Consider the following 6,784-nt stretch of genomic DNA (forward strand, 5'->3'; position numbering starts at 1 on the left):
CCGCCCGCCATGCGCTCCGGCACAGGCGGCTATTTCATCCCCCGAAGCTTTGCCAGAAACCACCGTGCCCTCGATTCTCAATATCTCCTGCTACAAGTTTGTCAGCCTGCCTGACTGTGAGGCGCTGCGCGAGCTGCTGGCCCAGCGCGCGGCCGATCTGGCGCTCAAAGGCACGGTGCTCTTGGCCGAGGAAGGCATCAATTTCTTTCTGGCCGGCCCCGCCGAGGCCGTGCATGCCTGGGTGGATGCGCTGCGTGAGGACCCGCGTTTTGCCGATGTGCAGCCCAAGGAGAGCTGGTCGCAAACGGTGCCGTTTCGCAAGATGCTGGTCAAGGTCAAGCCCGAGATCATCCGCATGGACCACCCGGCGATCCGCCCTGCCAACGGCCGGGCACCCTCGGTCAGCCCCCGTGATCTGCAGCGCTGGCTGCAGCAAGGCCATGATGACCAGGGCCGCCCGGTGGTGACCCTGGACACCCGCAATGACTATGAGGTCGATGAAGGCGCCTTTGTCGGTGCCATTGATTGGCGGCTGCGCAAGTTCACCGAGTTCCCCGCGCAGCTGCGCGCGCACCGCCAGGACTTGGAAGGCAAGACCGTGGTGAGCTACTGCACTGGCGGCATCCGCTGCGAAAAGGCCGCCATCCTGATGCAGGAAGAAGGCCTCGCCCATGTCTACCAGCTCGAAGGCGGCATCCTCAAGTACTTTGAAGAAACCGATGGCAGTGGCTACCAGGGCAGCTGCTTTGTGTTTGATGAGCGCCGCGCCGTCGATGACGGCCTGCGCAAGACAGCGCTCAAGACCGAGCCCTGACAGCCAGGCTGTCCGGCTCGGCATGCTGCGAACGATCAAGCAGCGTGGCGCTTGGCGTCCAGGCTCCAGGCACCGGCCCCAAAGGCGGCAAAGGCAAGCAGACCGCCCACAATGGCGATGTTCTTGTTGAACAGCAACTGCGTGACCATCATGGCCTCCTTGGGCACCGCCCAGAAGGCATGGAAAATCACCGTGGCGGCCAGCGTGAAGATGGCCAAAATAGCGGCAGCATAGCGCGTGCCCAGGCCCAGCAGCAGCGCCAGGCCGCCCAGAATCTCAATGGCCAGGCCCACGGCCACGCCCACTTCGGGCATCGGCATGCCTGCGGACTGGGCGTAACCCACGGCCCCGGCAAAGCCGGTCAGCTTGCCCCAGCCCGGAATGACAAAGAACCAGGCAATCAGAATACGGCCCAACAGAGCCAAAGGATTTTGCAATGCGTTCATTTTTTTCTCCTTGAAATAACACCACCACTCACACCTACCCCACACGGGGCGCTGTCCGCAATGGCAGCACCCCGCGAACATCAAGCCGCCAGGTCAAACACCAGCACTTCGGCATCACGCGCTTGCGCCAATCGCAGCGATGTCTCCTGGTCCAGATAGGCCGCATCCCCGGTGTGCAGCGCCTGGTCGTTGACCGACACCTCGCCCCGTACCACATAGACATAGGACTTGCGTCCGGGCGACAGGCGCAGGCTCGCCTCCTCATCGCCATCGAGCAAACCGGCATATATGCGCGCATCGGCATTCATCGTCAGCGACCCCTCTGCGCCATCGGGCGATACCACCAGGCGCAACTGGCCGCGCTTGTCCGCATCCGAAAACGTCTTTTGCGCATAGCTGGGCGCAATGCCCTTGCGATCGGGCTCAATCCAGATCTGCAGAAAATGCGTCTCCTGGCCGCTGGCATGGTTGAACTCGCTGTGCTGCACGCCGGTGCCGGCGCTCATGCGCTGCACATCGCCCGGTGGCAGGCCTTCGATATGGCCCATGCTGTCCTTGTGCGCCAAGTTGCCCTCGAGCACATAGCTGATGATTTCCATATCGCGGTGGCCATGGGTGCCAAAGCCCTTGCCCGGGGCCACCCGGTCTTCATTGATCACACGCAGATTGCCCCAGCCCATGAAGCGGGGGTCGTAGTAGCCGGCAAACGAGAAACTGTGGTTGGAGCGCAGCCAGCCATGGTCGGCATGGCCGCGATCAGCAGATTTACGAACCATCAACATTTTTGATCTCCTGTCTGGCAAACGGCGCACATTGCGCTGTTCATCACCATGTCCATGACTGTAAAACCGCAGTGTCTGCCTACGGGGCAGCGGTTTTGATGGCATCATTCAAAAAATCTGATGGGCTTTTCAAGAACGTATGAACGGTCTCCTTGCACCGCCTAGGAATCGTCAATAGGTTTTCAGGCCTGAACCAAGCCGGCCTCAGCAGCGAAGATTTACCGATCTGCCCACCGCCGCATGTAGGAAAGAACCGTCAAAATGGCCTTGTTGCGTGATCGCGATGTCCTCACCCCTGATACCCTCGCCCTGCTGCAGCTGGTGGCCGACACCGGCAGCTTTGCCGCTGCGGCGCGCCAGCTGGGCCTGGTGCCCAGCGCCCTGACCTACCGCATCCGCCAGGTCGAAGATGCCTTGGATGTGCTGCTGTTTGACCGCAGCGCGCGCCAGGCCAGGCCCACCGAAGCGGGCCAGGAGTTGCTGCGCGAAGGCGCAAGGCTGCTGGCCGAAGTCGATGCGGTGGCCAACCGGGTGCGCCGCGTGGCCACCGGCTGGGAGCCCGAGCTGCGCATCGCCGTCGATGGCGTGGTCTCGCGCACCACCTTGCTGGAGCTGGTCGAGGCCTTCTACACCATTGCACCGCCCACGCGGCTCAAGATCAGCGACTCCATCCTGGCTGGCACCCTGGAAGCGCTCAGCTCGGGCCGCGCCGACCTGGCCATTGGCATTGCCGTCGATGCCTCCCACGTCGCAGGCCTGCAGCAGCTGGACCTGGGCGAGATCACCTTCCGCTATGTCGTAGCTCCCCACCACCGCCTGGCCGACGAGATGCAACCGATCAGCGATGAGGTGCTGCGCCAGCACCGCATCATTGCCGTGGCCGATTCCTCGCGCAGCGGCCAAGGCCAGACCATTGGCGTGATCAACGGCCAGGACGTGCTCACGGTGGACACCATGCAGGCCAAGCTCCAGGCGCAGCTGCGCGGGATTGGTGGCGGCTTTTTGCCCGACAACATGACCCTGCCCTATCTGCGCAGCGGCCAGCTGGTCGAGCGCGAATTGATGCGCCCGCCCCGCAAGATCAAGCTGCGCTACGCCTGGCGCGGCACCAACCCGGGCAAGGCTTTGCAGTGGTGGCTGGACCAGCTGCAGTCCGAGGCCACACGCACTTCTTTACTGAGCAATCACTATGTGGGATAAATCCTGAGCAAAATGGGCCTGCACACCGTGTAGAGTGGTTCTTCAGATGGCGCTGCACCCGCAGCCATCTATGACGCCTTATCGTTTGCCGAAACAGTACAGAAAGTCTTTCATGTCTTCTCGCATTCCCCCCAAACCCAAACGATCAGCCTCCTCTTCCCAGATTGTCCTGGCCAGCCGCAAGCACTATGCGGTGATTGGCGCTGGCATGGCCGGCGTGGTCTGCGCGCGCACCTTGCAGCAAGCGGGCCACCAGGTCACCGTGATCGAAGCCCAACCCCAGGTGGGCGGCCGCATGGCCAGCCGCCACAGCGCGCATGGCAGCTTTGATGTCGGCGCCCAGTTCTTCACGGTGCGCGACCCGCGCTTTCAGTTGGCGCTAGACAGCACGCCCAACGTCACCCGCCAGTGGAGCGTCAACGCCATCCGCACCCTGGATGCCACCGGCAAGGTCGCCGTCACCACCCAGCGCGGCATGGAAGCCCACCTGATTGGCGTGCCCACGATGGACAGCCTGCTCGCCTCCTGGGCCGCGCCGCTCGATGTGCGCCTCAACGAATACGCACTGGCCTTTGAGCGCGATGCCCTCAACCCCAGCCAGTGGCAGCTGCGCACCGAAGATATCGATGGCGGTGTGCATGTCTATGCGGGCCTCGATGGCGTCGTGCTGGCCATCCCCTCGCCCGAAGCGCAGGAGCTGCTGGCCGACAGCGAAACCCATGTGCCTGACGACTGGCAGCTGTCCGATGTCTATATCGCCCCGAGCTGGACCTTGCTGCTGACCTTTGCGCATGCGGTGGACCCCGGCATCACCAACATGGGCCCGCAGTGGAATGCCGCCCGCACCGAACACCCCCGCATCACCTGGCTCTCGCGCGAGTCGTCCAAGCCCGGTCGCGGCAAGGTCGAGCGCTGGACCGTGCAGGCCAGCCCTGACTGGGCGCGCAAGCATGAGAACGACGAGCCCCAGCGCGTCGCCGCCAAGATGCTGCAGGCCTTCTCCGAGCTCACCCGCATCCGCGCCACCCCCAGCGACATCCGCGTGGTGCAATGGGGCTATGCCAAAACCATCAACCCCCTGCCCAAGGATGCCAAGGGCCAGCCCCGCAGCCACCTCTGGAACGCCACGAGCGCCATTGGCCTGTGCGGCGACTGGTGCCTGGGCTACCGCGTCGAAGACGCCTTTGTGTCCGGCCTGGAGCTCGCGCTGGCCGTGCTCGGCGAATAAGAGTCGCTAACACAACCCTTGATACGTCGTTACCCTGCCTTGTCGTACCACTGTACTGCCTGCGGCAGGGCGCCTAGTCGGGGACGCCTAGTCTCAACCGCAAACCTTCGGTTTGCTGGATCGTGTTAGCGACTCTAAGCACAGCGCGGGGGGGGGGGGCGCCGCGGGGGGGGGGGGGGGGGGGGGGGGGGGTTGGTGAGGGGGGGGGGGGCGCGCCGGGGGGGGGGGGGGGGGGTGGGCCCCTTCTGCACACCCCCTTCTTTTTGGGTTTTGTTTTTTTTTTTTCTTTTTAATTCGCCGGGGCGGGGCCGGCGGGCGCGGGGCCGGCTTTTCCGTTCTCTCCATCGTTAGCCGTTGCCGATACCGGGCAACGGCTTTGCGCGCTGGTCAGCGGCATTACACTTGCTCTCCCATGAGCTCTCGCTTTTATACCGGCCGTTTTGCCCCCTCGCCCACCGGCCCGCTGCATGCGGGCTCGCTGGTGGCGGCCCTGGCGTCCTGGCTCGATGCCCGCGCCCATGGCGGCAGCTGGTTGCTGCGTATCGAAGACACCGATCCGCCCCGCTGCCCGCCGGGCATGGACCAGGAAATCCTGCGCCAGCTCCATGCGCTGCAGCTGATCCCCGATGCGCCGCCGCAGTGGCAGTCGGCCCGCCATGCCCTCTATGCCCAGGCTCTGGCGCAGCTGCAGGCAGCTGGCTGGGCCTACCCCTGCGCCTGCACGCGCCGCGATATGGATGCGGCGCTCGCCGCCCAGGGCCATGTGCACGAGCGCCACGGCGAGCGCCCCTACCCGGGCACCTGCCGTGATGGCCTGCATGGCAGGACCGGGCGCAGCTGGCGCTTCCATACCCTGCGCTACCAGCAGCATGCCAGCGCCGCCGCGGCCCAAGATGACCTGTCGCCGACGCCCGACCACCCAGTGCTGCACAGCGACCAGCAACTGCGGTGGCAAGACCGCTGGCTGGGCCCCATGCAGCAGGATGTGGCCGCCAGCGTGGGCGATTTTCTGGTGCAGCGCGCCGATGGTCTCTGGGCCTACCAGCTGGCCGTGGTGGTCGATGACGCAGCGCAAGGCATCAGCGATGTGGTGCGTGGCGCTGACCTGGCCGACAACACCCCGCGCCAGCTGCTGCTGCAGCGCGCGCTGGGCCTGCCGGCGCCGCGCTATATGCACACGCCCTTGGTGCTGCAGGCCGATGGCGAAAAGCTCTCCAAGCAGTACGGCGCGCCGGCCGTCGTGGTGGACAGTGCCGAGCAGCGCATCACCGTGCTGCGCGAGTCTGCCCAGCACCTGGGGCTGGAGGCGGGAGAGGCCAGCTCCATCCCCGATGCGCTGGCCGATTGGACGGCGCAATGGGCACGCCGCCACCTGGCCACTACATGAAATTGCGCGTGTGCAAGGAGGCCAGCTCCTGCGCATGGCCCCGCTCAAAGCCCAGCCGCACCAGCTTGGTGTAGCGGCCATCGGCCATATCCTGCATCAGCTGCTGCACGCGCTGGCTGCCCAGCGCCAGCGCATCAGCCGACAAGGCCCCGGCGCCCACCAAGATGAGCGCATCAAACACCTCTTCATTCAGGCCTGATGTGCCAGCCAGCGCATCGTGGCGCGCTTCCACCGCCTGGGCCAGCCGGTAGCGAAAGTCCGGCTCCTGCTTCAAGCGATGCAGCAGGTGCGACATGCCCAGCGCCACATGGCGTGCCTCATCACGGGCGGCGAGGCGGCAGATCTGGCGCGTCAGCGGATCGGGCGCATAGGTCTGCAAGAACTGCAGCAGGTTGACAAAGCTGCCCTCGCCCAGCACCGACAGCAAAAAGCCCGCAACCGAAAAATCCTTTTCCGCCAGCAGACTCTGCAGCGAGGCCTGGCCGCCTGCGGTGGACAGCGCCGGCTCACGCCCGTGGCGGCGGATGCGGCGGGTGAACACATCGATATGGCGCGCCTCATCGGCCACCTGGATCGCCAGCGCCGCCTGCAGCTCGCGGTAATGCGGATGCAGCTCGCCCAAGAACCGCGCCGGCACAATCAGCGCCGCATTTTCGTTTTCGACCATATAGGTCATCACCTGGACGATGGCGTCCTCGATCAGCGCCGGGGGCTCAGGCGCATGCGCCCAGTCGATATCGGTGTCGGCATTCCATTGCGCGGCCACGGCCTGCGCATACAGGTCACCGGCCTGGTCGGTCCAGAACTCGGCCTTGTCCTGCAGGCGAAAGGCAAAGGCCGGTGCGCCCGCCTCCACTGCGGCGCCGCGCGCCGCCAAGCCCCAGGCCGGGTCGGCCTGCGCCGCCACCGCGCCGGGCTGGCTGGCAT

The 6,784-nt window shown here is 65.3% G+C and carries 7 protein-coding genes; 4 read left to right on the plus strand and 3 right to left on the minus strand.

Annotated features, from left to right (window positions below):
• Positions 1-64: 64 nt before the first annotated feature.
• Positions 65-814, plus strand: coding sequence for a sulfurtransferase (locus WH367_RS08280; protein WP_339535399.1), 750 nt, complete (start codon positions 65-67; stop codon positions 812-814).
• A 35-nt stretch (positions 815-849) separates the two neighbouring features.
• Here WH367_RS08280 and WH367_RS08285 read toward each other — a convergent pair whose 3' ends face one another.
• Both WH367_RS08285 and WH367_RS08290 read right to left on the minus strand, forming a co-directional pair.
• On the minus strand, positions 850-1,260 hold the full coding sequence (locus WH367_RS08285; RefSeq protein WP_339535401.1) for a DoxX family protein: 411 nt from the start codon (positions 1,258-1,260) through the stop codon (positions 850-852).
• Positions 1,261-1,340: 80 nt separating this feature from the next.
• Positions 1,341-2,042: a pirin family protein gene (locus WH367_RS08290; RefSeq protein ID WP_339535402.1), complete on the minus strand. Its 702-nt coding sequence runs from the start codon at positions 2,040-2,042 to the stop codon at positions 1,341-1,343.
• A gap of 267 nt (positions 2,043-2,309) precedes the next feature.
• On the opposite strand from WH367_RS08290, the gene WH367_RS08295 reads away from it, so the two are divergent.
• The 3 genes from WH367_RS08295 (at position 2,310) to gluQRS (ending at position 5,857) form a co-directional block, all read left to right on the plus strand.
• Entirely contained in the window at positions 2,310-3,242 is a 933-nt protein-coding gene (locus tag WH367_RS08295; protein WP_148293097.1) for a LysR family transcriptional regulator, read from the plus strand.
• A gap of 112 nt (positions 3,243-3,354) precedes the next feature.
• On the plus strand, positions 3,355-4,470 hold the full coding sequence (locus tag WH367_RS08300) for an NAD(P)/FAD-dependent oxidoreductase (RefSeq protein ID WP_339535403.1): 1,116 nt from the start codon (positions 3,355-3,357) through the stop codon (positions 4,468-4,470).
• A gap of 412 nt (positions 4,471-4,882) precedes the next feature.
• Positions 4,883-5,857 carry a tRNA glutamyl-Q(34) synthetase GluQRS gene (gene gluQRS, locus WH367_RS08305; protein ID WP_339535404.1) on the plus strand — a complete coding sequence of 325 codons (975 nt, stop codon included), beginning with the start codon at positions 4,883-4,885 and terminating at the stop codon, positions 5,855-5,857.
• Here the strand turns inward: gluQRS and WH367_RS08310 are convergent.
• The coding region (locus tag WH367_RS08310) for a ferritin-like domain-containing protein (protein WP_339535406.1) at positions 5,850-6,784 on the minus strand (935 nt) is incomplete at its 5' end. The two genes, gluQRS and WH367_RS08310, sit on opposite strands and share 8 nt — an antisense overlap.

This window comes from Comamonas sp. MYb21 (genome assembly GCF_037479395.1).
GTDB lineage: Bacteria > Pseudomonadota > Gammaproteobacteria > Burkholderiales > Burkholderiaceae_C > Comamonas.